The organism is Acinetobacter sp. ANC 5378, from assembly GCF_013004315.1.
GTDB lineage: Bacteria > Pseudomonadota > Gammaproteobacteria > Pseudomonadales > Moraxellaceae > Acinetobacter.
In genome coordinates this window covers 1-24,374 of the sequence record NZ_JABERK010000031.1, presented here as the reverse complement: position 1 = coordinate 24,374, position 24,374 = coordinate 1, and the positions used below count along the sequence as shown (strand labels likewise).

Genomic DNA, 24,374 nt, shown 5'->3' with positions numbered 1-24,374 from the left:
AAAACTGCATTTTTTTTACATTTTTTTGCGTTTTTTAATAGTTTTTTTCAATATTAAGGTCGAATTATTTCCAAACTATAGGTATCAAAGCTTTTACGTTCCACAGGAAGGCTAAACTTAAATTTAAAAGGACTATTTTGTGGAATTCGTTGTATTCCTGTAAGGCTGTCAATCAAATATTCAGAAGGCTGGAAAGAATAAGAAGAAATAATTTCTCCATTATCTTTTAAATTCACCTTGATAATCGGCAGGGCTAAACTTTTGGAATGGTAGTTGATGAGCTCACCGGTAAATTGGGTCTCTTTCTTCGAAATTTTTTTTATTTTAACTTTATTGGTTGATATAAGGCGATAATTCTGTTCCATCGCAGAACACTTGAATGTCTGGCATGCGGTATTAAATAAAGCACTAAACACAGGACTATTGTTTAAAATTTTCGGGTTAAACCAAAAAAACTGAAAAATAAGTAAACTAATCAAACATAAATTTACAACACCCCATAAAACATAGTTCCAGGAGCTTTTTTTGTCCTCTTGTTCTGATTTTTCAGACCAATTAAGAGCAGGGTAAGTTCCAATCGGTTCTGTGCTGAAATAATTTAAATTGTTGAGATAGGTTTTTAAATCAATATTGGAATTTTCTACTTTCCGATCGAAAATATCTAGTAAATGTTGTTCTGGGTGCTGATCTGCCATAAAGGTCGCAGCGCTCGTCTCATTGGATTGAGGTTTTTTATTGTCAAGATTTGAAGAGGGAGTCGATGTAGTAGAAGAAGATTGCTCTTTTTCTACTACAAGATGCGTTAACGCATTAAAATTTGTCGAACATTTTGCGCAACAAACCATGCCGCTAGCAACTGTCAGTTGAGCCACGGAGACTTTATACTTGGTAAAACAGTTCGGGCAGTAGGTTTGTTTTTCGCTCATAGTCTATTCAAAATTTTAATGGGTCGTTTGGCGTTTTCCCGAAATTCGGCACCAATGTTTTTCGCGTTTTTCGACTTCGAGTATATCAAAAAACTCAGAATAAACACTAGAAACATCAGCAACTTGCTCTTCTAATATGCCAGCAAGTGCGAACTCTCCCTCAGATTTAATTAAAGTTGCGAATTCAGGCGCAAGTGCCATGAGCGGGCCGGCAAGAATGTTTGCGACAAATACATCTGCTTTTTGAGTTTTAAACTCTTCATTGAATTCATCCGGCAAACCAACAAATAAGTTCTCTAGTACACCATTCAATTCAGCATTTTGTTGGGTAGCTAAAACAGCTTGAGGGTCAATATCCGTGGCATATACTTTTTTGGCACCTAATAAGAGTGCAGCAACGCCTAAAATGCCTGAACCACAACCATAATCGATGACAATTTTATCTTTAACATCAGTTTTACCGAGCCATTGTAAGCACAAGAAAGTACTTGCATGGTTACCGGTACCAAATGCCAAACCTGGATCTAGTTTAAGATTCACAGCCTCTGGATCAGGTGATTCCATCCATTCAGGTACGATCCAGAATTTATCCGCGATTTGAATCGGCTCGTACGCATCCATCCAGGTACGTTCCCATTCTTGGTCTTCAAGAAATTCATGGCGTAATGGCGCTTCAGGCATTTGTGCTGTAATAAATGTCTTTAAAGCATCAACATCAATTTCTTCGCCTTCTTCTTGGGCATAGATGCCAGTCACAATGACTTTATTCCAAAGTGGAGTTTCACCTGGAAGTGGTTCAAGTAAGTCCTGATTTTCAGCATCATCTAAAGTTACGCTAACGGCACCTAATGAACTGAGTAGGGTTTCAGTAAAATCGACTTGAGCTTGATCAACGGTAATATGAATTTGTAACCACTTCACGGAGATAACCTAAATTTGTGTTTTTAAAAATAGCATTGTAACGGAACTCAGGCTTAAACAACTATATATTGATAAAAACTATCCTGAAAATAAAAGGACGTATATGAACCAGTCTTTTATTTGAACCCAATGAATTAATTCGCTACGGCATGTGGCTGGGGTGCGAATTTATTGAGTAACATGCCAAATGCAGCGGCAAAAACATACATGAAAATTGAATACACTGCAGCAGGCATAGCAATGGTAGAGCTTGCCATGATGGTAAGGGCAATCGTCATGGCAAGTGTGCTGTTATGAATGCCAATTTCAAAGGCACAGGCACGTGCTTGAGCGTTATGAATACCCAGCAAGCGCGGTACAAAATAACCAATCATCAAGCTACATAAACAGAATAAAACCGTCGCCAAGCCTACTTGCGCTAAATAGTCCAAAATTTGATGACGTTCTTTCGCGACTGCACCAATAATAATGAGCACCAGAAAGCTCACCGCAAAAATACGTAGCGGTTTATTCAGTTTTGCCGTGAAGTGGGGCGCATAGTGTCGAATCAGCATGCCAATACAGACGGGGATGATAATAATGGCAAACACTTGCAGTATTTTGCCAAGTTGCAAACTAATTTGTTGTCCATCATTCATAAAGTATTGAATGGAAAAATTGACAATAAAAGGCAGGGTAAAAGCGGCAATCACTGAATTGATCGCGGTTAAAGTGATGTTTAGGGCAATATCACCTTTAAAAAGATAACTAAACAGGTTGGCTGTACTTCCGCCGGGGGATGCGGCAAGTAGCATTAAGCCTACAGCAAGAAGGGGCGAAAGTGCTAAAACTTTACAAATGATAAATGCAATGCTGACTAAAACAACCAATTGGCAAAACAGGGCAATGAAAACGACCTTGGGTTGCTGGGTTACGCGGGCAAAATCTTTAAGTGTGAGCTCCAGCCCTAAACCAATCATAATGATGGCAAGTGCTAAAGGTAATAAAATAGTGATGATTCCTGAATCCATTCGAAATCTCCTTTTCTTTGTTCGTTCTTTTTTTGATTAGACTAAGTTTTCTTGTACTGATTTTTACTAAATTGAATACTACTAAGTGTATAGCGGATAAATAAAGAATATGGAATAGCGAGAATTGACCGTTGATCAGTGCAACTCTAATTGCCTGAAGTTGCTTTAATCTTTCTGGGTGGGCTGAAAGTAATTGAGCGGTGGAATTATTATTTTACTTAGATCTGATTCATATTACAGGGTATGCCTAAGGGATCAATTGCAGCTATGAATCAGATATTTATTTAATCATTGAGGATTTTGGGATTTTCTTCTTTAAGTACAACTGGGCGTCTTGTTAAAATATAGCCAAATATAAAAGCAAAAACATACATAAAAATAGAATAGATGCCTGCAGGTAAGGCGATGGTGGTACTAGATAATACGGACAGTGCAATCGTCATTGCAACTGAGGTGTTATGAATGCCGATCTCAAAGGTACATGCACGTACTTGTCTATCAGATACCCCCGCCAGATGCGGTATAAGATAGCCAACCAATAAACTGGTAAAACAAAAAAGTGCAGTTGCAAGTCCAATATCGGCAAAATATTCAACGATGTTTAAACGTTCTCTATATAAGGCATAAAAGAAAATTAAGAATAAAAACAGTACGGAAAATAATCGCATGGGTCTATTTAGTCTTAACGCAATGTTGGGTGCAATTGAACGAATAAACATTCCCAAACAAACCGGGATGAAAACAATTAAAAATACTTGGGTGATTTTTTCAGTCGGCATCCCAATTTTTGGATGCTCACCTAGAAAATAACGAATCGACAGATTTACGATAAAAGGTAGCGTAAAAGTACAAATCAGGGAGTTGATCGTGGTGAGAGTGAGATTAAGTGCCACATCACCTTTGAAAAGATAGCTGATTAAATTTGCAGTTGGCCCGCCTGGTGAAGCGGCAAGTAGCATCAGGCCCACGGCTAAAAGCGGTGGAAGTTTTAACAGGATACAGATTAAAAACGCGATCAGGACCAGAACGATCAATTGTGTAAATAGAGCTAGAAAAATAACTTTAGGATGGCGTTGTACGCGAAGAAAATCTTTAACCGTAAGTTCTAGCCCTAATCCAGTCATCATGATGGCAAGCGCTATAGGTAAAAAAAAAGTAAATAGCCCCGAATCCATGGAATATCCTTTTTATATTTTTATCCTTAATATGTTTTGAGTTTAAACAAGTTTGTTAAATTAGCAATATGCAAAACGGGTAAAAGTAATCCTTTTACCCGTTAATAATTTGAATAAAATGAGTGTTTTATACTCATTGTTGAGACGGAAGTTTAGGTTGGGGTTACATTTGTGGTTGAGTTTGCATTTGATGTTGCATAGGGGGTGGAGACTGCATTTGGGGTTGCATTTGTGGCTCAGATTGCATTGGAGATTGCATTTGTGGCTCAGACTGCATTGGAGGTTGCGAAGTAGGTCGAGGTGCCATAAATCCTAAAGCACATTTACCTTTCATCTCAGTACCATTTACAGTTGCCATTTTAGCATTCATATCTCCACTACATGCATTCATCAACTCTGCTTCATCTCCACTCACTGAAGCATTTTTGCCGGAAGGGAAGAATTGAGGTTCACAAGTACCATTCCAGATAATACCGCGATATGCAAAACTGACTGGCGCACCTTGGCTCTTACCTTTACACACCTTTTGGTATCTTTGAGCATCATATACTTTTTCGACTTTATCATTTGCTGAGGCTGCAAATGGTGCGAGACATAAACCACAGAGGATGGATGAGAGCAGGAAATTCTTATTCATCTTTTATACCTTATTTGTAATGTAACCAACCTATAGCTTAAAAAACAACCAGAATAAAACAATGCCAATCACGTAAATTTTTGCCAACTAAGTGTTTTGTTTCTATAGTAAATCTGCAAAGCATGATTACATTTCAGCTTTTTATGCCGAGCTTAGCAATCCTGTCTTCATTGATAAAATCAACTTATTTTGTCAACTTATCTTTCCAAGTTTTGATATAATACTCCGTCATTCTTTTTTATCTCTCAAACCATTATGCATTATCCTAAAGTTTACGATGTCATTGTTATCGGTGGCGGTCACGCAGGTACCGAAGCAGCACTTGCTGCAGCGCGTATGGGTCGCCAGACTTTGCTCTTAACTCATAACATTGAGACTTTAGGGCAGATGAGCTGTAATCCTGCCATCGGTGGTATTGGTAAATCGCATTTAGTCCGTGAAATTGATGCTTTAGGCGGTGCCATGGCACTTGCTGCCGACAAAGGCGGTATTCAATTCCGTATTTTAAACTCACGTAAAGGTGCAGCAGTACGTGCAACACGTGCGCAAGCAGACCGTGTTCGTTTTAAAGCTGCGATTCGTGAAACTCTAGAAAATCAAGCCAATTTAGATATTTTCCAGCAAGCAGCTGATGATTTGATTGTGGAAGGCGATACCGTTAAAGGTGTTGTGACTCAAATGGGTATTCGCTTTGATGCGAAAACGGTTGTATTGACGACGGGTACCTTCCTGGGTGGTGTGATCCATGTCGGACTTGAAAAATCTAGCGGTGGTCGTGCGGGTGATCCGCCATCAATTTCGTTGGCTGCGCGTTTACGTGAATTGAATTTACCAGTCGGACGCTTAAAAACAGGTACACCGCCACGTATTGATGCACGTTCAGTGGATTTCTCGGTGATGACGCCGCAGCCGGGTGATTTCCCATCTCCGACCATGTCATTCATGGGCGATGCATCTATGCATCCGGAACAAGTGAACTGCTATATCACGCATACCAATGAACGTACGCACGAAATCATCCGTGGCGGTTTAGACCGTTCACCGATGTATACAGGTAAAATTGAAGGTGTGGGTCCACGTTATTGCCCATCAATTGAAGATAAAATCCATAAATTTGCCGATAAAAATTCTCACCAGGTATTCCTTGAGCCAGAAGGCTTAGATACGCATGAACTTTATCCAAATGGTATTTCGACTTCTTTACCATTCGATGTGCAGTTTGAATTGGTTCGTTCAATCCGTGGTATGGAGAATGCGCACATTCTTCGTCCGGGTTATGCCATCGAATATGATTACTTCAATCCACAAGCATTGAAATTTTCGCTTGAAACTAAAGCGATCAATAATTTGTACTTTGCCGGTCAAATTAACGGTACCACCGGTTATGAAGAAGCCGGTGCACAAGGTTTGCTTGCAGGCTTGAACGCAGCACGCCGTGCTTGGGATCAAGAACAATGGTCACCAAAACGTGATGAAGCATATATGGGTGTGCTTGTCGATGACTTGATTACACTCGGGACTAAAGAACCGTACCGTATGTTTACCTCACGTGCCGAATACCGTTTGATGTTGCGTGAAGACAATGCCGACCAACGTTTAACTGCAATTGGCCGTGAAATGGGCTTGGTTGATGATACGCGTTGGGCAGCTTACTGTGAAAAAATGGAAGCCGTTGAGAAAGAAACCGGTCGTTTACAGCACTTATGGGCTGCACCAAATAATCCAATGGGTAAAAAATTCGTTGAGATGACGGGTGCGGATTTAAGTAAAGAATGTAGTGCGATTGATTTGCTTAAACGTCCAAATATCAGTTTTGCTCAAATTGCAGAATTAACCAATTCTGAAGTGACGCCATTTGTCGGTGAGCAAATTGAAATTGCAGTGAAATATGCCGGTTACATCAACCGTCAACATGAAGATGTTGCGCAAATGAAGCGTCTGGAAGAAACACGTATTCCTGCCGATTTTGACTATGACATTGTTTCTGGTTTATCTCGTGAAATTACCTTGAAGTTGAAAGAGGTACGTCCTGAAACTTTGGCGCAAGCCAGCCGTATTCCAGGTGTTACACCTGCTGCGGTACAGCTCGTCATGATTACCATTCGTAAGAATGCACAAGCTAAAAAATCTGCTTAAGATTTTAAAGTTAAAAAGCCCGTGAAATGCGGGCTTTTTTATCGCCTAATTTTCATGAATCAATTCTGACTATGATTTCATCATTAATAACTACTATAAATATAAGTATTTGAAAATAAATTAAAATTAATACAATTAATATTTAAAAAGTCTATTTGTTTAATCTTTTAAGTCTAATTTGATAGCTCTTTACTATTTTAAAGCCATGAAATCCGACTATTGTCGTGGTATTTCTATCGAACGATTGCACAGAGAATAGTGAGATGAATCGTTATTGTAAAAACGATTTGTATACTATTGATGGAGATCAATCATGGCACAAACACACACAGGGAAACTACAAAAAATCTTAACGATATTTTTGTGTTTTTGGGTCGCATTTTTTGAAGGTTTCGATCTTCAAGCACCGGGTATAGCCGCTAAAGGAATTGCAGCGACATTCGGTTTGGATCAAGTTCAGATGGGCTATGTCTTTAGTTTAGGCGTATTTGGAATGCTGTTTGGAGCATTCTTTGGTGGGCGTATTGCTGACTATTTGGGACAAAAGAAAGTCCTGATGTTATCTATTGGTATTTTTGGTATTTTCATGTCGCTGACTGCAATTGCGCCAAGCGTCGAAGTTTTATATGCAGCACGTTTCTTTACTGGACTTGGGCTGGGGGCAGCAATGCCGACCATGATTTCAGTGGTGGGTGATGAAGCGACGGAAGCCAATCGTGGCAAGTTAAATAGCTTGATGTATTGTGGTTTACCTGTAGGCGCGATCTTTGTTGCCGGTCTGGCAATTTTATTGCCTGAGATTCAATGGCAAACCTTGTTCCTGATTGGTGGCTTAACGCCCTTAGCGCTTATTCCATGTATGGCGTTTATTTTAAAAGACAAGCCAAAAATGGCTGCTGTCGTTCAGATGCCTACTGAATCTGTTCCAGGAATGGCACAAGTATTATTTAAAAACCAGCAGTATAAGAACACTTTGCCACTTTGGGTGGGTTTTTTCTTTACCCTGATGATCAATTATATTTTGATTAGCTGGTTGCCTAACTTGTTGATGGAACAAGGGCTGTCTAAGCAAGAAGCATTCAGCATTATGCTGATTTTCCAAGTCGGTGCTGTGATAGGTACCCTAGGTTTGGGTTACTTGCTGGATCGTTTAAAACTCTGGCAGATGGCAGTGATTATTTATAGTGGTTTATTTGTTGCCTTGAGTCTGTTATTCACGACAACCTCTATTCCAATGTTGGTTCTGGCGGGTGTAATGGGCGGGATCTTCTCAACCGGGGGGCAGTCGATTCTGTACGGTATTTCGCCAATCTTCTATTCGGGTGCAGGTAAGGTGACCGGTGTGGGCAGCGCGATTTCTCTGGGACGTTTGGGTGCAATGACTGGACCATTACTTACCGGAAAAATCTTGGCACTCGGTTTGGGAACCACCGGTATTTTAGTGGCGAGTTTACCGGCAGTAGTCATTTCGGCTGTGGCGGTCACTGCGTTATCGCGTTATAAATCTGCGCATAAATAAAATCCTGATCTTAAAAAATATGAGCTTTAAAACATGATTTAAAAAAGGGAATCTTCAGATTCCCTTTTTTATTGCAAATCTTGCTTGGAAAAAATAAAGTCATCTAAATAATTTGCTAAAATGGGCGTATAGCAAACAGACTTATTTTTATATGGCTTATCAACTTATTCCATTATCCATTCAAGCAACGGACAACATTCAGTGTCCCCATTGTCAACAAAACGTCATTAATTGGGCTGAAGAGCAGTATGTACAGCCCTGTGAACATACCTTATTTATTGCCATGGATATCGGTTTTGAATATATGACCGATGAATTTGAGCAAACCATGTCACGTTCGGTTGATGATCTGCATGCTAATGATGATCAGGTAAATATGTTTGCAGAAATCACGCAATCCACTTATCCCAATTATTTGATTTTTCAATCTGATTTGGGCATAGCAGGATATTCTCGTTATGTCGGTTTTACGGCATAAATAGAATCTAATATAAAAGCTCCCGAAGGAGCTTTTATATTTTGTAGTACTAAAAAAGTTTAGTTCTCGATGACTTCTTCTTCAACATCATCATCTGCCGTGTCCATGCCTAGTTCTTTGAGCTTGCGAGTCAGGGTATTACGTCCCCAGCCGAGCAATTCAGCAGCATGGCGTTTACGACCACGGGTTTGTTGTAAAGCGGCAGTAATCAGAGTGCGTTCAAACATGGGTGTGGCAATGTCCAAAATCTTCATTTCACCGTTTTTAAGCTTTTGGATCGCCCATTGAGCCAATAATTCATCCCAGTGATGCAGTGAAACACGATCAAAATTACTGTGTGGTTGGGCTTCATCACCCGAACGTTGAATTGGAATTTGTTTCAATTCAGACGGTAAATCTTCAGGGTAAACCTCACGTCCAGTAATCATGACTGTAAGCCAGCGACAGGTATTTTCTAACTGACGGACGTTGCCTTGCCAGGGTAATTGTTGCATGTACTCTTGGGTTTCTGGACGCAAGATTTTAGGATTCACCCCTAATTCTTTACCAGCGCGTGCCAAGAAGTGCTGCGCCAACATTGGAATGTCTTCACTACGATGGGCCAGTTTTGGAATGTGAATACGGATCACGTTCAGGCGATGATATAAATCTTCACGGAAGCGACCATCATGAACCAGTTTTTCCAAGTCTTGGTGAGTTGCTGCGACTATACGCACATCCACTTTGACCGGGATATGACCACCGACACGATAGAATTCACCATCTGCCAAGACACGCAGTAAACGTGTTTGGGTTTCAAATGGCATGTCCCCAATTTCATCTAGAAATAAGGTACCGCCATTGGCCTGTTCAAAACGACCTTGACGTTGCGAGTTGGCTCCGGTAAATGCGCCTTTCTCATGACCGAAAAGTTCAGTTTCAATCAGGTCTTTTGGAATAGCAGCCATATTTAAGGCAATAAAAGGCTTGCTGCTACGTGGCGAATGGCGATGCAGGGCATGTGCAACCAGTTCTTTACCTGTACCAGATTCACCATTAATCAGTACGGTAATATGCGACTGTGACAAACGGCCAATTGCACGGAAAACTTCCTGCATTGCAGGTGATTCACCAATGATTTCGGTCGTTTGAATAGGCGGTGCTGTTTTTGCAGATTCTTGTTGTTGTAACTTGGCAATATGCAAAATTGCACGATTCACCAATGCCAATGCTTCATCAATATCGAACGGTTTTGGTAAATATTCAAAAGCACCGGTTTGATAGCTGGATACCGCAGATTCCAGGTCTGAATGAGCGGTCATAATAATGACAGGCAAATCCGGATGGCTACCTTTCACTTTACCCAAGAAAGTGAGACCGTCGATTCCCGGCATGCGGATATCTGTCAAAATTACATCAGGCGCATCTATATTAAGTTGATCGAGCGCAGATTGTGCTTCTTCAAAACTGGTAACGTCAAAACCTTCTTCTTTGAATGTTTTTTCCAGTACCCAGCGCATGGCGCGATCATCATCAATTACCCATATTTTATTTCGCGACATGGTTAAACTCCCAAGGTAAATATAAGCTAAAGACTGTTTTTCCTGGAACTGATTGGCATTCAATCATTCCGCTATGTTGATGCATAATATTCTGTGCAATGCTCAAACCGAGCCCTGTGCCTTTAGCACGTCCTGTGACCAGTGGATAAAACACCGATTCTAAAATTTCTTCCGGTACACCCGGGCCATTGTCTTCAATATCAATACGAACAGCAGAGCGCTTTAACACACCATTAATGGTGACTAGACGCTGAATCCGTGTTCGCAAAATAAGTTCAGGCTGATGGTCTACAAAGAATTCTTTATTTTCCATCATGGCTTGGACTGCATTTACACTAATGTTGAGCATGACCTGAATCAGTTGATCGCGGTCTGCCATGACATCGGGTAGAGACAAATCATAGTCACGGGTGATTTTGATTTTCTTTTTAGTTTGATTGGTAATGAGTGAGCGCACGCGTTCGAGTGGCTCATGTACATTGACTAATTCATAGCTTGGCAATTGGCGCGAGCCGAGCATGGTGTCCGCCAGGTTACGTAAACGATCCACTTCACTAATGATAATGTCAGTGAATTCTGAATATTGAGGATCATTTAAGCTGCGTGCCAGCAATTGGGTTGCACCACGGATGCCGCCTAAAGGATTTTTAATTTCGTGCGCCACACCACGAATCAGCTGTCGTGCAACCTGGTGTTGTTGAATCAGGTTTTCTTCTTTAGAGATTTTCAACATCCGATCAATCGGATTTAATTCTATCAGTAGAAGCGGGTGATACGGCTTTTGAGCGTTTATTTGTGAAACAGTATAATCCACATGGATATCTTTAAAGTTGACACTAATGGTGGCTTCACGACGGGTATAAGGCTGTCCTGTGACGAAAGTATTCAATAACGCTTCTTCGGTATTAAACTCATCATCAGGCATATGCAGTAAATTTAAGACGGGTTGACCTGAAGCACGCAGCAAACTGATGTCAAACAAAGCTTCACAAGAAGAATTTAAATAAAAAATATTCAGCTGGCTATCGACCAGTAAAATGGCGGTGGTTAAGTTATCCACTAAAAGGCGATAGTCGATCCCGGCGGGTTGATCCATTAGCGAAAGCATCCTGTATTAAAATAGCGCAATGGCATCTGCACTTCTTGTCATTTCTCCCTGTTATGGGACATTCAACGAGTTAAACGTTGTCGAAATAAAGCAAAATGCACGCCAACTTTGAGCACGTGTGGAAATAAAAATTCTGACGCTATAAAAGTGTGCTTTTTGTTGTTTGATTACAGAATTTACATAGCATAGTAAAGGAAATAAAAATATTAGTGAACCAAAATGGTGCATTTAAAATATTTGGTAAAAATATAGGCATATTTTGGTGCGTGATGCAAAGAGTCGGCTTTCTACCTATTTTTATGATCGGAAAAGACATACAATACGCGGATTATAGTGGAGTGCAGATTCATGAAATCCCCCAAAGTCGGTTTCGTTTCTTTAGGTTGTCCTAAGGCATTGGTAGATTCTGAACGAATTTTAACTCAGTTAAAGACTGAAGGTTATGATGTAGCATCGGATTATGATGGTGCTGATTTAGTTGTTGTGAATACGTGTGGTTTTATTGAATCTGCCGTACAAGAATCGTTAGATGCAATTGGTGAAGCCATGAGCGCAAATGGTCGTGTCATTGTGACCGGTTGTTTGGGTAAAGATGAAGACAAAATTCGTAAAATGCACCCGAATGTCCTTAAAGTGACAGGTGCCGCGGCATATCAAGAAGTGATGGAGGCCGTACACGAGTACGTACCTGAACCACCAAAGCATAACCCGTTTATTGACCTTGTTCCTGAACAGGGTATTCGTTTGACTCCTAAACATTATGCCTATTTGAAAATATCGGAAGGCTGCAACCATCGTTGTACATTCTGTATTATTCCAAGTATGCGTGGTGATCTGGTTTCACGTCCTGTGGGTTCTGTTTTAAGCGAAGCACAAGCGTTGAAAAAAGCCGGTGTAAAAGAAGTCTTGGTCATTTCTCAAGATACATCTGCCTATGGTGTAGATACCAAGTACAAGCTGGATTTTTGGAACGGTCAGCCGGTTAAAACCAAATTCTTCGACATGTGTGAAGCTTTAGGTCAACTCGGTATTTGGGTGCGTCTACATTACGTTTATCCATATCCACATGTGGATGCGGTGATTGACTTAATGGCACAAGGTAAAATCCTGCCATATCTAGACATTCCTTTTCAGCATGCCAGTCCGCGCATCTTGAAATTGATGAAGCGACCAGCCCATAGTGAAAATACGCTTGAACGTCTTAAACTTTGGCGTGAAAAATGCCCTGAATTGGTGATTCGTTCAACATTCGTGGTTGGCTTCCCGGGTGAAACTGAAGAAGATTTCCAGATTTTGCTTGAATGGCTCAAAGAAGCACAGCTTGATCGCGTAGGTTGCTTTACCTATTCACCTGTTGAAGGTGCGACAGCAAATGATCTTCCAGACCATGTGCCTGAAGAAATCAAGCAAGACCGTTATGAACGTTTCATGCAAGTACAGCAAGAAATTTCAGCAGCCAAACTGCAAAAACGTATTGGTCAAACCATGACAGTACTGGTTGATGATTTGGAAGATGAATTTCCGGTGGCTGTGGCACGTTCTTATGCAGATGCACCTGAAATTGATGGTAATGTCTTTGTAGAAGATATTGATAAGAGTCAAATTAAAGCCGGCGATTTGCTTGAAGTCGAAATTACCGATGCAGATGAATATGATTTATATGCGAAGTTAATTCGAGTCAAGTCTGCTTGATCTGTCATAAAAGTATACGAATAAAAGTTTAGATATTGGAAGATTCGGAGATTTCCTGATGTTGGATTCAAAAAAACCCCGTTATGCACGCATTTTGCTTAAGCTTTCTGGTGAGGCACTTGCAGGAAATAAGGACATGGGGATTGATGCACAAGTGCTTGATCAAATGTCTTTAGCGATTGCTCATTTGGTGGGTTTGGGTGTTCAAGTCGGTATCGTGGTTGGCGGTGGTAACCTGTACCGCGGTAGCCAATTGCAAAAAGATGGTTTGGTTGGTCGTGTAACAGGTGACCAAATGGGCATGCTTGCAACTGTTATGAACGGTTTGGCATTACGTGATGCTTTGGTACGCCGTAACATCAAAACCCGTTTAATGTCTGCTTTGCCAATTGGTGCAGTAGTTGAAGCGTATTCAAGCCGTGATGCCATCCGTCATTTGACTCAAGGCGAAGTGTGCGTATTTGTTGCGGGTACAGGTAATCCATTCTTTACTACTGACACAGCTGCTTGCTTGCGTGGTATTGAAATTGAAGCCAACTTGATCTTAAAAGCCACTAAAGTGGATGGCGTATATAATAAAGATCCAAGCAAATATGACGATGCGGTAAAATATGAAACACTTACATTTGACCAAGTGTTAGATGAAAAGTTAGGCATCATGGATTTAACTGCGATCTGCTTGTGCCGTGATCATAATGTGCCACTACAAGTATTCGATATGAATAAGTCGGGTTCATTGCTTTCAGTGGTTATGGGTGAAAAAGAAGGGACTCACGTTACCAATTAATGACGTGAGCCTGAAAGCTCTTTATACTACACGCTATTTAGTAATTATATCTCTTAGAATTAAGTAAGGAAGATCATATGATTAACGATCTTAAAAAAGACAGCGAAGACCGCATGAACAAGACTTTAGAGTCTTTAGAACATGGTTTTGCTAAAGTTCGTACTGGCCGCGCGCATCCATCAATCTTGAATGGTGTGATGGTTCCTTACTATGGCTCTGATGTGCCTTTAAACCAAGTGGCAAACGTGGGTCTTGAAGATTCACGTACATTGTTGGTACAACCATTTGAACGTACAATGGTTTCAGCAATTGATAAGGCTATTCGTGAAGCAGGTTTGGGTTTAAATCCGATTACTGCTGATGCGATTCGTGTGCCAATGGCTGCACTAACTGAAGAAACACGTCGTGACATGCAGAAAGTTGCACGCACTGAAGCTGAAAATGCCAAAGTTGCGATCCGTAACATCCGTCGTGATGTATTGGGCGACATCAAAGCATTATTGAAAGAAAAAGAAATTTCTGAAGATGATGATCGTCGTGCATCTGATGATATCCAGAAAATCACCGATAAATTTGTTGCTGAAGTGGACAAACGCCTTGCTGCGAAAGAAGCTGAATTGATGAAGGTCTAAGATTTAATGACCGTATCAGAAGACAGTTTACCTCTTCCAAAACATGTTGCCATCATTATGGATGGCAACAATCGTTTTGCAAAAAAAATGCAAATGCAAAAGGGTGCTGGACACCGTGAAGGGAAGAATGTCCTGGATCCGATTGTTGAGCACTGTAGAAAAAAACAAATTCAAGCGTTAACCGTTTTTGCATTTTCTAGTGAAAACTGGAATCGTCCTCAATTTGAGGTTGATTTACTCATGGCATTGTTAGAAGAAACAATCCATGAGCAACTGCCTCGAATGGAAAAATTCAATATTGCCTTACGTTTTATTGGTGATCGTTCTCGTTTATCTGCGCATTTACGTGAGTTGATGTTGCAAGCCGAACAAAGGACTGCTAAGTTCGACAGCATGACTTTGACCATCGCGATTAGTTACGGTGGTATGTGGGATATGGCGCAGGCTGCAAAACAAATTGCAGCGGATGTTCTGGCAAAAAAAGTCGCAGTTGAAGATATAAATGTTGAGTTGTTTGGGCAACATGTCAGTATGGCGGATTTACCCGCGGTAGATTTACTGATCCGCACGGGTGGTGATTATCGTTTGTCGAATTTTTTACTTTGGCAAGCCGCTTATGCTGAGTTGTATTTTACCCAAACCTTATGGCCTGAATTTACCGTTGAAGAATTCGATGATGCGTTAGCAGTCTTTGCTGGGCGTGAACGTCGTTTTGGTAAAACTTCAGAGCAAATCCAACAAGAGAAACTTGAGAATTAATAAATGTTAGAGCGGATTATAACCGCATTGGTATTGGTAGCAGTTGTACTTAGTTGTATGTTTGCTACACAGTCTCAGTATCCAATGTTTGTGCTGATGATTGTTGCAGCAGGGGTCGCAGGGTATGAGTGGTTTAAACTTATGCCAGGAAAAAATAAAAATCTGGTGAAACCCTTTGCTTGGGGTTATGGATTAGCGACAGCAGCATTAGCAACTTTGGCATTATATTTTAATGATATCGCTCTATTACTTTGGGCAGCTTCCATTTTTTCCTGGATTTTAAGCATCTTTTGGGTTAAATCATATCCAAGTTATGATGGATGGTATAATTCAAGCTTAAATGTGATTGGATTTATTTTAATTTCTGCTGCAGTGACCGCAATTTTCTCAGTCTGGAATAGCTCGCCATGGTGGCTGATGTACCTGTTTTTACTGGTATGGGGGGCAGACAGTGGCGCTTATTTTGTCGGGCGTAAATTGGGTAAGAAAAAACTGGCACCCGATGTGAGTCCAAATAAATCGGTTGAAGGTTTATATGGCGGCATCTTCACTGCAATGATTATTGTGGTAGTGGTCGAAGTTGTTTATTTAGATTTAACTTTGGCTCAGCATATTCTGTTTTTAATTTTATCTGTAGTCACTGTATTTAGTTCTGTATTGGGCGATTTGTTCGAGTCCATGATCAAACGTCGTGCCGGAATTAAAGACTCGGGTCGTATTCTGCCAGGGCATGGCGGGGTGCTTGACCGTATTGATTCATTGCTTGCTGCTGCTCCAATTTTTGCTGCAGGCATGTATGTTTTAAAACTTATTGGTGTAGATTTATAGATGTCACAATCTGTTTGTATATTAGGTGTAACGGGTTCCATTGGTCAAAGTACCTTAAAAATTCTGCAGCAGCATTCTGAAAAGTATTCTGTATTTGCAGTCACGGCGCATAGTCGAATTTTGGAACTTGTGGAAATATGCAAACAGTATCGACCGAAAATTGCAGTTGTTCCCTCAAATAAGGTTGATGAACTCAAGCAACATTTTCAAAATCAAAATCTTAACGATATTGAAATTTTGACCGATGAAGCCGGCTTGATTGCCGTTGCTGAACATGCAGATGTCGATGTGGTCATGGCAGCCATTGTTGGTGCGGCAGGTCTATTGCCTACATTGGCTGCGGTAAAAGCGGGTAAGCGAGTCTTGCTGGCGAATAAAGAAGCGCTGGTGATGTCGGGTGACCTGATGATGCAAGCTGCACATGATTATCATGCGGAATTGCTTCCAGTCGATTCTGAACATAATGCTATCTTTCAATGCTTACCTCAGAATTATTTCCAAACAGAACGTAACGGTCAGCCTAAACAGGGGGTGTCGCGTATTTTGCTTACCGCCTCTGGTGGGCCATTTTTAAATCATAGTCTTGAACAATTACAAAATGTGACACCTGCACAAGCGTGCAAGCATCCAAATTGGTCGATGGGGCAAAAAATCTCTGTTGATTCTGCGACTTTAATGAATAAAGGCTTGGAACTCATTGAAGCCTGTCATCTCTTTGCAATTTCAGAACAGTTTGTAACAGTGGTTGTACATCCACAGAGTATTATTCATTCTATGGTTCAATACGTGGATGGTTCGACTTTGGCACAAATGGGCAATCCTGATATGTGTACGCCAATTGCGCATGCGCTAGCATGGCCAGAGCGTATTCAAACCCATGTGCCTGCCTTGGATCTATTTGTGAATCATCAACTGGATTTTCAAGAACCTGATACCACTCGTTTCCCCGCATTGAAACTGGCTCGACAAGCAATGCAAAGTGGTGGTTTGGCACCCGCAATTTTAAATGCTGCGAATGAGATTGCTGTTGAAGCATTCTTGAAAAATAGCATTGGCTTTACTGAAATTCCTCAAGTGGTTGAACAAACCTTGAATCAGGTTGAAAGTGGTGCGGCGGAATCGATTGAACTTATTTTACAAGCTGACCGAGTTGCTCGTTCTGTAGCACAGCAAATTGTCATCAATAAAGGAAACTAAATCATGAGTGCCTTGTTTATTGTTGTGGCAGCCATTCTTTTGCTTGGACCGCTCATCGCGATTCATGAGTTTGGGCATTATATTGTTGCACGTAAACTCGGTGTGAAAGTTTTAGTCTATTCAATTGGTTTTGGACCAACATTATTTAAATGGACGTCTAAGAAGTCTGGCATTCAATATCAACTTTCTGCATTGCCCTTAGGTGGCTATGTGAAAATGTTGGACGAGCGCGAAGGTAGCGTGGCGGAAGAAGATTTACCAAAAGCCTTTAATCGTCAGCATCCATGGAAGCGAATTGCGATTGTGGCTGCAGGTCCATTGATTAATTTAGCTTTTGCTGTGGTTTTATTCTGGATTTTATTTATCCCATCCCAAGAACAACTGAATACTCGTGTTGGTAAAGTGTTACCGAATACACCTGCTGCAACTGTTCAAATGCAAGTGGGTGACAAAATTACAACAGTGGATGGTACTGAAACCAAGACATGGGAAAAATTGAATTTTGCTTTGGTTGACCGTGTAGGTGAAACAGGTTCAATTGAAATTCAGGTAGAACGTGATGGGCAAATTAAAACCTTTCAATTACCCATTCAAAATTTCTTAAAAAATCAAAATCAATCTGCATTAGACAGTTTAGGCTTTATGCCATATCGCCCACACATTCCTGCCATTGCCACTAAACTTAGTGAAGATGGTGCAGCGATTCGTCAAGGGATGAAAGAAGGCGATAAAATTGTTGCGATTGATGGCGTAAAAATGAATGACTGGTTTGATGTGGTTCAAGTGGTTCAGGCTTCACCAGAAAAATTGTTAAAAATAGATGTGTTACGTCAAAATCAATTGCTGCATTTGCACGTGATGCCACAAGCCAAACGTGACAACATGGGGAATGTTTCAGGTATGCTTGGCGTACAGAATATTCCAGGGGAAATAAATATACCTGCAGATTATAAACAAATGATTCAATACAGTCCGACTGAAGCATTTGTGATGGCGGTTGATAAAACGGGTCAAATTTCAGGTATGATTTTGAACTCGATCGTCAAAATGTTTCGTGGTTTAATTGGCCTGGATAATTTATCCGGCCCGATTACCATTGCGAAAGTGGCAGGACAAAGCGCGGAAATGGGTTGGCAGACCTTTATCTCTTTTATGGCTTTAATGAGCGTGAGTTTGGGTATTTTAAATTTATTACCAATTCCTATGCTGGATGGTGGACATTTAGTTTACTATTTTATTGAGCTGATTCGTGGTAAACCTGTTTCTGAACAAATACAATTGGTTGGTTTAAAAATTGGTATGGTACTGCTCGGCAGCATGATGCTCCTTGCATTATTCAATGACTTCATGCGTTTATAACAACGTAAATACGAAATAAATTAACATCGGAAAAGACTGGCATGCAGCACACACATTTATTTATGCCTTTGGCGCTCATTAGTGCAATGGCAGCAGTACAACAAGTATATGCAGCAGATGAATTCATTGTCCGCGATATTAAAATTGACGGGCTTGTTCGTTTAACGCCAACAAATGTCTATGGGATGTTGCCTGTCAATGCTGGCGATCGTGTCGATGATACGACTATTGCAAATTCAATTCGTGCTTTGTATGCCACGGGCTTGTTTGATGATATCAAAGCATCAAAAGAAGCGGATACGCTCATTTTTAGCGTGGTTGAACGTCCACTGATTTCCAAGGTTGAGTTTAAAGGGAACAAGCTCATTCCTAAAGAAGCACTTCAAGATGGGCTTAAAAAAATGGGCATTGCAGAAGGTGAGGTTTTGAAAAAATCTGCCCTGCAAACCATTGAAACAGAACTTGAACAACAATATATGCAGCAAGGTCGTTATGACGCTGATGTAAGTGTTAAAACAGTCGCTAAACCAAACAACCGTGTCGATTTAACTATTGAGTTTGTGGAAGGTAAAGCAGCTAAAGTTGTAGATATCAATATCATTGGTAATACTGTTTTTAATGAAAGCGATATCAAGCAAGCGTTTGCAGTGAAAGAAAGTAACTGGAGTTCGATTGTTACCCGTAACGATCGCTATGCCCGTGAAAAAATGGCAGCCAGTCTGGAAGCTTTACGTGCTCTGTATTTAAACAAAGGTTATATCAACTTTAATATTACCAATTCAAGTTTGAACCTGAGTGAAGATAAAAAGAATATCTTTGTTGAAGTCGCTGTTGAAGAAGGTGAGCAGTTCAAATTTGGTGAAACCAAGTTCCTGGGGGATGCACTTTATAAACCAGAAGAACTGAAAGCACTGCAAATTTACAAAGATGGCGAAACTTATTCTCAAGAAAAAGTAAATGCAGTCAAACAGCTTTTGCTTCGTAAATATGGTAATGCTGGTTATTACTATGCCGAAGTGAACATGGTTCCTGAAATTAATGAAGAAACTAAACTGGTTAATCTGAATTATTATATTAATCCAGGTCAACAAGTGACCGTACGTCGTATTAACTTTACTGGGAATACCAAAACAGCGGATGAAGTATTACGTCGTGAAATGCGCCAAATGGAAGGTGCATTAGCAAGTAATGAAAAAATTGACCTGTCTAAAGTTCGTTTAGAACGTACCGGCTTCTTTAAAACGGTAGATATTAAACCTGCTCGTATTCCAAATGTGCCAGATCAGGTTGATTTAAATATCAATGTTGAAGAGCAACATTCTGGAACTAGTACTTTGGCGGTTGGTTTCTCGCAAAGTGGTGGTGTGACCTTCCAAGCAGGTTTAAGTCAAACTAACTTCTTGGGTACAGGTAATAGTGTTTCTATCGATTTGTCTCGTTCAGAAACGCAAGATTATTATAATTTAAGTGTGACAGATCCGTACTTCACCATTGATGGTGTACGTCGTGGTTATAACATGTACTACCGTAAAACCAAGCTGGATAACGACTATAACGTCAATAACTATGTGACGGATAGTTTTGGTGGTGGTATCACTTTTGGTTATCCAATTGATGAGAACCAAAGCATTAGTGCTGGTCTGAATATTGATCAGACTAAGGTAACGGCAGGTTCTTATGTATCGACCTATGTTCGTGATTATTTACTTGCTAATGGCGGTAAATCAACGGATAAAGGTTCAAGTTGTCCAGCGGATGCTTCGGGTAATTCTCAACTCACTGTACCTGTATATGACACAGATGGAACAACTGTAATATCTTATACTTGTGCTGTATCAGAAGTTACATATGACAATGCTTTTGAAGGGGATTTCTTAACCTATAACTTGAATTTGGGCTGGTCGTATAACACCTTAAACCGTCCGGTATTCCCAACAAGCGGTATGTCACATCGTGTTAATGGTGAAATTGCATTACCAGGCAGTGATGTTGAATACCAAAAATTGACTTATGATGCTCAAGCATTCTTATCATTACCCTATGACTTTGTGCTTCGTGGTTATGGTAAGTTAGGTTATGGTAATGATTTGCCATTCTATAAAAACTTCTATGCGGGTGGTTTTGGTTCAGTTCGTGGTTATGACAACAGTACATTGGGACCGAAATATCCGGGTGTAACGTATAATGAGTCCAAAACTAAAGATTATAATCCTGAAGAAGTTGGTGGTAATGCTCTAGTACAATTTGGTGCAGAACTTGCATTACCTCTTCCGTTTAAAGGGGATTGGACGCGTCAGGTTCGACCAGTACTTTTTGCTGAAGGTGCACAAGTATTTGACACCCAGTGTAAAGTCCCTAGCGGAAACTTGTATTTAAATGGTACCGCAACTGATCCGGGTATCAGTGCTAAACAATATTGTGAAGATAATTTTGGATTTGATGCGAATAACATGCGTTATAGCGTAGGTGCTGGCTTTACCTGGATTACCATGATTGGCCCACTTTCACTCAGTTATGCTTACCCATTGAATGAAAAATCGGGTGATAATACTAAAAATATCCAGTTTGAAATTGGTCGTACTTTCTAAGGTGACGTAAGAATAATTTAGGTTGTGTTAATACATTTATCGGGTGTATTGACACAATCAAACTTAAAGAGAATATGATGCAAAAAATGATGATGGTGATGGGTATCGCCTTGGCAAGCACGACCTCTTTAACGCAGGCTGCCGGTTACGGAGTGATTGATTTAGAGCGTCTTGTGGAAAATAGTAGCTATTTAAAGCAGCAAAATATAACTGTACAGCAAAAAATCAAGCCACAAACTACTAAAATTGAGCAGTTATCTAAAGAGCTTGAAGCATTACAGCAACGGGCACAATCCAATACCAAATTTACAGATGCAGAAAAGCAAAAGCTTTCGGCACAGTATCAAGCCAAGCTTCAAGAATTGAATCAATTACAGCAATCTGTACAGGACAGCGTACAAGATTCGATTCAACAAATTCGTAATGTTTTTGACGCGCGTGTGAAGCAAACTGCGGAACAATTGCGTAAAGAAAATAATTTAGATGTTGTTTTGAATAAAAATTCAGCGCTTGCCTATGACCCTAAATATGATTTAACTGATAAAATGATTCAAAAGGTCAATATTATTAAGTAATCAATGAATCCTAGACAATTTCGCTTAGAAGATCTTGCTCGCCTTGTACAAGGCGAGTCTGTCGGTCAATCTGATTTAATGTTACAAGGATTGGCAAGCTTAGATGTCGCTCAAGCCAAACATATTGCATTTGTAAATTCTGAAAAATATTTAGATCATGCACGTGCTTCAGAAGCAGGTGCACTGATTGTCACTACAGCTTTAAAATCACAGCTAGATACACATAATAATTTTATTGTGGTTGATAATCCTTATCTGGCTTTTGCCATCCTGACGCATGTCTTTGAAAAAAAACATACGCAACAGGGTATCGAAAGTACAGCTCGAATTCATTCCTCTGCCATCGTAGCTGATAGTGCCTATATTGGACATTATGTGGTGATCGGTGAAAATTGTGTGGTGGGTGATGAAACAGTCATTCAATCGCACGTTAAAATCGATGATGATGTAGAAATTGGCAAACAATGTTTTATTGATTCACATGTCACTTTAACGGGTGAAACGAAAGTAGGTGATCGAGTACGTATTCATGCCAACAGTGTGATTGGTGGAGAAGGTTTTGGCTTCGCACCTTATCAAGGTAAATGGCATCGTATTGCACAACTAGGGTCAGTTAAAATTGGCAATGACGTGCGAATTGGATCAAATTGCAGTATCGACCGTGGTGCATTGGACGACACAATTCTAGAAGATGGCGTGATTATTGATAACCTTGTGCAAATTGCCCATAATGTCAAGATTGGTGCCAATACAGCGCTTGCAGCAAAATGCGGTATTGCGGGTAGTACCACAATTGGCAAAAACTGTATATTTGCGGGTGGAGTAGGTGTGGTCGGTCACATTAATATTGCAGATAATGTGACAATTACCGGCATGTCAATGGTCACAAAAAGTATTTCTGAGGCGGGAAGCTATTCTTCAGGAACACCAATGTTGGAAAGTTTACACTGGAAACGTGCTGCTGTACGCTTTAAACAATTAGCAGATGTGCCATTGACCCAATTAGTGAAACGGCTTGATCATATACAGGCTCAAATAGAGTCCCTTGAATCAACTTTTAAGCGTAAATAGAATATGATGACCGAGTCGAATACTGCTGCATTTACGAAACCTGAATTGCCAATGCACATTCAACAAATTCGTGAATATTTACCTCACCGCTATCCATTCTTATTGGTCGATCGCATTGTAGATGTGACTGATAATGGCATCGTGGGCTATAAGAATGTTTCAATCAACGAAGAGTTTTTACAGGGGCACTTCCCGGGCTACCCGATTATGCCAGGCGTTTTGATTGTTGAGGCATTAGCCCAAGTCTCTGGTATACTTGGTTTTATCATGAATAATGAAAAACCTGGTCCAGGATCACTGTTTCTTTTTGCGGGTGTTGAAAAAGTCCGTTTTAAAAAACAGGTCGTTGCTGGTGACCAATTGGTATTAAAATCAGAATTGGTTATGCACAAACGTGGCATTTACAAATATAATTGTATCGCCACAGTGGATGGCGTTGTAGCAACAACCGCGGAAATTACGGTTTCGCATCAGAAAATAGAGCAGGCATGAGTAATAACGATTTAATTCACCCAACCGCCATTATTGACTCATCTGCAGTAATTGCTTCAGATGTACAAATTGGTCCTTATTGTATTATTGGGCCGCAGGTCAGCATTGGTGAAGGCACCAAGCTACATTCACATGTAGTAATTGGTGGCTATACTCGCATTGGGAAAAACAACGAAATATTTCAGTTTGCGAGTGTGGGTGAAGTATGTCAGGATTTAAAATATGCTGGCGAAGAAACCTGGCTTGAAATTGGCGATCACAATTCCATTCGTGAACATTGCAGTTTACACCGTGGTACGACGCAAGATCAGGGCATTACCAAAATTGGTAGCCATAACTTATTGATGGTGAATACCCATATTGCACATGACTGTGTGGTGGGGGATCATAATATTTTTGCCAATAATGTCGGTGTTGCTGGACATGTTCATGTTGGTGACTATGTGGTGGTGGGTGGAAACTCAGGTATTCATCAATTCTGCAAAATCGATTCTTTTAGTATGATTGGCGGTGCTTCGTTAATTTTGAAAGATGTACCCGCTTATGTGATGGTTTCAGGCAATCCGGCACATGCCTTTGCAATGAATGTAGAAGGGATGCGTCGTAAAGGTTGGTCTAAGAATGTGATCCAGGGATTGCGTCAAGGATTTAAATTGATCTACAAGGAAGGTTTAACCACCGAACAGGCGATTCAACAGATTCGTGCGGAAATCCTGCCTGAAGTTCCTGAAGTTCAGTTGCTGATTGACTCTTTGGAACAATCGAAGCGTGGTATTGTTCGTTAATCGAATATGCTGCTCAATAAAAAAGACACCTTCTATGGCACTGCTGTCCCATAGTTTGATTTAAATAAAAAAACCTGAGTCCGAACAGTTAAAATATGAGTGCAAACAAACACTTTAACGACCAGGATTCAGGTTTTGTCACATCAGAATACCGTATT

General features: G+C 40.4%; 21 protein-coding genes and 1 pseudogene. 15 read left to right on the top strand and 7 right to left on the bottom strand.

What is annotated here, in order from left to right; genetic code table 11:
• Nucleotides 1–53 precede the first annotated feature (53 nt).
• The 5 genes and pseudogenes from HLH16_RS07545 to HLH16_RS07525 form a co-directional block, all read right to left on the bottom strand.
• Nucleotides 54–926, bottom strand: coding sequence for a DUF3426 domain-containing protein (locus tag HLH16_RS07545; RefSeq protein ID WP_131289607.1), 873 nt, complete (start codon nucleotides 924–926; stop codon nucleotides 54–56).
• A gap of 15 nt (nucleotides 927–941) precedes the next feature.
• Entirely contained in the window at nucleotides 942–1,847 is a 906-nt protein-coding gene (gene prmA, locus HLH16_RS07540; protein WP_131289605.1) for a 50S ribosomal protein L11 methyltransferase, read from the bottom strand.
• Nucleotides 1,848–1,981: 134 nt separating this feature from the next.
• Nucleotides 1,982–2,857, bottom strand: a complete 876-nt coding sequence (locus HLH16_RS07535; RefSeq protein ID WP_131289603.1) for a bile acid:sodium symporter family protein — start codon at nucleotides 2,855–2,857, stop codon at nucleotides 1,982–1,984.
• Nucleotides 2,858–3,141: 284 nt separating this feature from the next.
• Nucleotides 3,142–4,032, bottom strand: a complete 891-nt coding sequence (locus HLH16_RS07530) for a bile acid:sodium symporter family protein (protein WP_131289601.1) — start codon at nucleotides 4,030–4,032, stop codon at nucleotides 3,142–3,144.
• Between the two features lie 292 nt (nucleotides 4,033–4,324).
• Nucleotides 4,325–4,669 (bottom strand): annotated as a pseudogene (locus tag HLH16_RS07525) (hypothetical protein); the annotation flags it as partial.
• A gap of 255 nt (nucleotides 4,670–4,924) precedes the next feature.
• Between HLH16_RS07525 and mnmG the strand changes: the two are divergent.
• The 3 genes from mnmG to HLH16_RS07510 all read left to right on the top strand — a co-directional run bounded on the left by mnmG (nucleotide 4,925) and on the right by HLH16_RS07510 (nucleotide 8,802).
• Nucleotides 4,925–6,805 (top strand): tRNA uridine-5-carboxymethylaminomethyl(34) synthesis enzyme MnmG, encoded by a 1,881-nt coding sequence (mnmG, locus tag HLH16_RS07520; protein ID WP_171528867.1) that lies wholly within the window; start codon nucleotides 4,925–4,927, stop codon nucleotides 6,803–6,805.
• A 313-nt stretch (nucleotides 6,806–7,118) separates the two neighbouring features.
• A complete protein-coding gene (gene mhpT / locus HLH16_RS07515; protein WP_131289595.1) occupies nucleotides 7,119–8,324 on the top strand; it encodes a 3-(3-hydroxy-phenyl)propionate transporter MhpT in 1,206 nt (401 codons plus the stop codon).
• A gap of 151 nt (nucleotides 8,325–8,475) precedes the next feature.
• The gene (locus HLH16_RS07510; protein ID WP_131289077.1) at nucleotides 8,476–8,802 is read left to right on the top strand and encodes a hypothetical protein; all 327 of its coding nucleotides are present in this window, start codon (nucleotides 8,476–8,478) and stop codon (nucleotides 8,800–8,802) included.
• Nucleotides 8,803–8,861: 59 nt separating this feature from the next.
• Here HLH16_RS07510 and glnG read toward each other — a convergent pair whose 3' ends face one another.
• Both glnG and glnL read right to left on the bottom strand, forming a co-directional pair.
• Nucleotides 8,862–10,343 carry a nitrogen regulation protein NR(I) gene (gene glnG / locus HLH16_RS07505; protein WP_131289075.1) on the bottom strand — a complete coding sequence of 494 codons (1,482 nt, stop codon included), beginning with the start codon at nucleotides 10,341–10,343 and terminating at the stop codon, nucleotides 8,862–8,864.
• Entirely contained in the window at nucleotides 10,330–11,439 is a 1,110-nt protein-coding gene (gene glnL / locus HLH16_RS07500; protein ID WP_131289073.1) for a nitrogen regulation protein NR(II), read from the bottom strand. The genes glnG and glnL overlap by 14 nt, the downstream gene beginning before the upstream one ends.
• Nucleotides 11,440–11,799: 360 nt before the next feature.
• Between glnL and rimO the strand changes: the two genes are divergently transcribed.
• The 12 genes from rimO to lpxA all read left to right on the top strand — a co-directional run bounded on the left by rimO (nucleotide 11,800) and on the right by lpxA (nucleotide 24,216).
• Nucleotides 11,800–13,143, top strand: a complete 1,344-nt coding sequence (gene rimO, locus HLH16_RS07495) for a 30S ribosomal protein S12 methylthiotransferase RimO (RefSeq protein WP_131289071.1) — start codon at nucleotides 11,800–11,802, stop codon at nucleotides 13,141–13,143.
• Nucleotides 13,144–13,201: 58 nt separating this feature from the next.
• Nucleotides 13,202–13,930, top strand: coding sequence for a UMP kinase (pyrH, locus tag HLH16_RS07490; protein WP_067724540.1), 729 nt, complete (start codon nucleotides 13,202–13,204; stop codon nucleotides 13,928–13,930).
• Nucleotides 13,931–14,007: 77 nt separating this feature from the next.
• Complete coding sequence (frr, locus tag HLH16_RS07485) at nucleotides 14,008–14,562, top strand: ribosome recycling factor (protein WP_131289069.1); 555 nt, start codon at nucleotides 14,008–14,010, stop codon at nucleotides 14,560–14,562.
• A gap of 6 nt (nucleotides 14,563–14,568) precedes the next feature.
• Complete coding sequence (gene uppS / locus HLH16_RS07480; RefSeq protein WP_171528866.1) at nucleotides 14,569–15,321, top strand: polyprenyl diphosphate synthase; 753 nt, start codon at nucleotides 14,569–14,571, stop codon at nucleotides 15,319–15,321.
• A gap of 3 nt (nucleotides 15,322–15,324) precedes the next feature.
• Complete coding sequence (locus tag HLH16_RS07475) at nucleotides 15,325–16,149, top strand: phosphatidate cytidylyltransferase (protein ID WP_131289064.1); 825 nt, start codon at nucleotides 15,325–15,327, stop codon at nucleotides 16,147–16,149.
• Nucleotides 16,150–17,346: a 1-deoxy-D-xylulose-5-phosphate reductoisomerase gene (ispC, locus tag HLH16_RS07470; protein ID WP_131289062.1), complete on the top strand. Its 1,197-nt coding sequence runs from the start codon at nucleotides 16,150–16,152 to the stop codon at nucleotides 17,344–17,346. It abuts the gene before it with no gap.
• A 3-nt stretch (nucleotides 17,347–17,349) separates the two neighbouring features.
• Nucleotides 17,350–18,705 (top strand): RIP metalloprotease RseP, encoded by a 1,356-nt coding sequence (gene rseP / locus HLH16_RS07465; protein ID WP_171528865.1) that lies wholly within the window; start codon nucleotides 17,350–17,352, stop codon nucleotides 18,703–18,705.
• A gap of 41 nt (nucleotides 18,706–18,746) precedes the next feature.
• Nucleotides 18,747–21,293 carry an outer membrane protein assembly factor BamA gene (gene bamA, locus HLH16_RS07460; RefSeq protein ID WP_131289058.1) on the top strand — a complete coding sequence of 849 codons (2,547 nt, stop codon included), beginning with the start codon at nucleotides 18,747–18,749 and terminating at the stop codon, nucleotides 21,291–21,293.
• Between the two features lie 77 nt (nucleotides 21,294–21,370).
• Complete coding sequence (locus tag HLH16_RS07455; RefSeq protein ID WP_171528864.1) at nucleotides 21,371–21,868, top strand: OmpH/Skp family outer membrane protein; 498 nt, start codon at nucleotides 21,371–21,373, stop codon at nucleotides 21,866–21,868.
• Between the two features lie 3 nt (nucleotides 21,869–21,871).
• A complete protein-coding gene (gene lpxD, locus HLH16_RS07450) occupies nucleotides 21,872–22,939 on the top strand; it encodes a UDP-3-O-(3-hydroxymyristoyl)glucosamine N-acyltransferase (protein WP_131289054.1) in 1,068 nt (355 codons plus the stop codon).
• 6 nt (nucleotides 22,940–22,945) lie between these two features.
• Complete coding sequence (gene fabZ, locus HLH16_RS07445) at nucleotides 22,946–23,431, top strand: 3-hydroxyacyl-ACP dehydratase FabZ (RefSeq protein WP_131289085.1); 486 nt, start codon at nucleotides 22,946–22,948, stop codon at nucleotides 23,429–23,431.
• Nucleotides 23,428–24,216 (top strand): acyl-ACP--UDP-N-acetylglucosamine O-acyltransferase, encoded by a 789-nt coding sequence (lpxA, locus tag HLH16_RS07440; protein ID WP_131289052.1) that lies wholly within the window; start codon nucleotides 23,428–23,430, stop codon nucleotides 24,214–24,216. Before fabZ ends, lpxA begins: the two co-directional genes overlap by 4 nt.
• Nucleotides 24,217–24,374 lie beyond the last annotated feature (158 nt).